Source organism: Methanoregula sp., from assembly GCF_002835825.1.
Classification (GTDB): domain Archaea; phylum Halobacteriota; class Methanomicrobia; order Methanomicrobiales; family Methanospirillaceae; genus Methanoregula.
In genome coordinates, this window is the sequence record NZ_PIZH01000484.1 from 1 (window position 1) to 1,543 (window position 1,543).

The 1,543-nt window shown below is 56.6% G+C and carries 1 protein-coding gene and 1 pseudogene; one reads left to right on the forward strand and one right to left on the reverse strand.

The window, feature by feature from the left end:
* Window positions 1-99 precede the first annotated feature (99 nt).
* A pseudogene (locus tag CW742_RS12525) lies at window positions 100-651 on the forward strand (ASKHA domain-containing protein); the annotation flags it as partial.
* 64 nt (window positions 652-715) lie between these two features.
* Here the strand turns inward: CW742_RS12525 and CW742_RS12530 are convergent.
* On the reverse strand, window positions 716-1,510 hold the full coding sequence (locus tag CW742_RS12530; RefSeq protein ID WP_292420862.1) for a hypothetical protein: 795 nt from the start codon (window positions 1,508-1,510) through the stop codon (window positions 716-718).
* Window positions 1,511-1,543: the final 33 nt, after the last annotated feature.

The following is a 1,543-nucleotide window of genomic DNA, read 5'->3' on the forward strand; positions in this document are numbered from 1 at the left end:
TTTCATTGTTTTCATAGTGGTCTGACAACCCCCAAGACATAGTCTACCCTCTGCGTCGGAAGCGTCAGATGGGTATAAGGGACAGCATCATCCCCCCGGGGTATCGGCGGGTGCGGTATCAGTGACGCGGCTGCCGCCATGGTAGCGGCCGGCATCCTTGACTTTTCCGGAAAGTTTGCTGAAGGAAAACCCGGTGTCCGCGAGGGGCAGGGCGGCCCCGAATACCTCCTCGTCCAAAAAGAGAAGACAGCAACGGGCCGGGACATTGCCATAACAAGTGACGACCTTGCATACCTGATGGACTCAAAAGCTGCTGCCTGTGGCGCAATCGGTGTGCTGCTGAAAAAGTACCGGCTGGGGACCATGGATATCCGGCACGTGTACCTTGCCGGCGGATTTGGGGAGTACGCCGACCGGGACCGGCTGACCCGTTTTGGGATCATCCCTTTATTTCCCGGAGCGGAGTACCGGGCAATCGGGAACGGTTCGCTTGGGGCATCCTGCGCTGCCCTCCTCTCGCGAAAGAAACGCAGAGAGCTCGAAGAAGTTGCCCGCAGGATGGTCTATATCGACCTGCTTGTCGATGCCGACTTTATCGAGGAGTACACGGCTGCCCTTTACATTCCCGGGAAAAAAGAGTATTTCCGGTAGGGATCTACCGGAAGTGCAGCAGCACTCCGCGCCGGTGATATGGGATGGAAGCGTGGACGAACGCTCACTCGAAGAGCCATCCGAGGTCTTCGAGCTCCTCGATATGGGAGATCTGTTTGGTGATATCGGCCCTCTCGGGGATCTCGATCTTGGCCGTGATCTTGTTGGAACCGCCAAACGTGTCAAGCGTGGCCCCCAGCGCAACGAGATCCCGAAGGATCTCGTCCTGCATCCGTTTCCGGTCGCCCTCGCCAAGCTCGGCAATCAGCTGGAACTCGGGATGCTTGAGGATCGCGGTCTTATTGATGGTCACCCCGCTCTGGCTCTCCATGGCCGCATCGAAGGCTTCGCGGCGCATCCGCTGGTTCTCCATGTGGGAGCAGATACGGTACCCGCTCTTGATGGACGTGGCAATCTCGTCGATCTTGCCAACAATGAGCTCGACCATCGTTTGGAGGTTGTCCTGGGCATGCGTGATAGCAAAGAGGTGGAAGTCATCGGTATAGATCCACTGGATCTCGGTAGTATTGGCTTTCTTGTGGATCCGTTCGGTGATATCCCATTCGCTCCTGCGGAGTGTCAGCCCGAAGATCCTGATTGCGGGGGTCTTTCTTGCCTGAACCGGATAAACGTGGAGGTCATCGATAAGCGAAGACCCGTTCTCGCGGAATTCCCGGATCCAGAGTTCGAAGTACCGGGTCTTCGGGTGCGGGGGTTTTAAAACAACGCTGTCAAAGACCTTCCACTTGTACTCCATGACCTGCTGTATCTCGATCTCTTCCCCGACATCGATCAGGTACGAATGGTCCAGAAGGTTCTTGCCGGATTTCTGGTACTCGTGATAGATCACGTCGGTCATGGTATCTGCTCGTTAAGGACCCGGGGGAGGCAG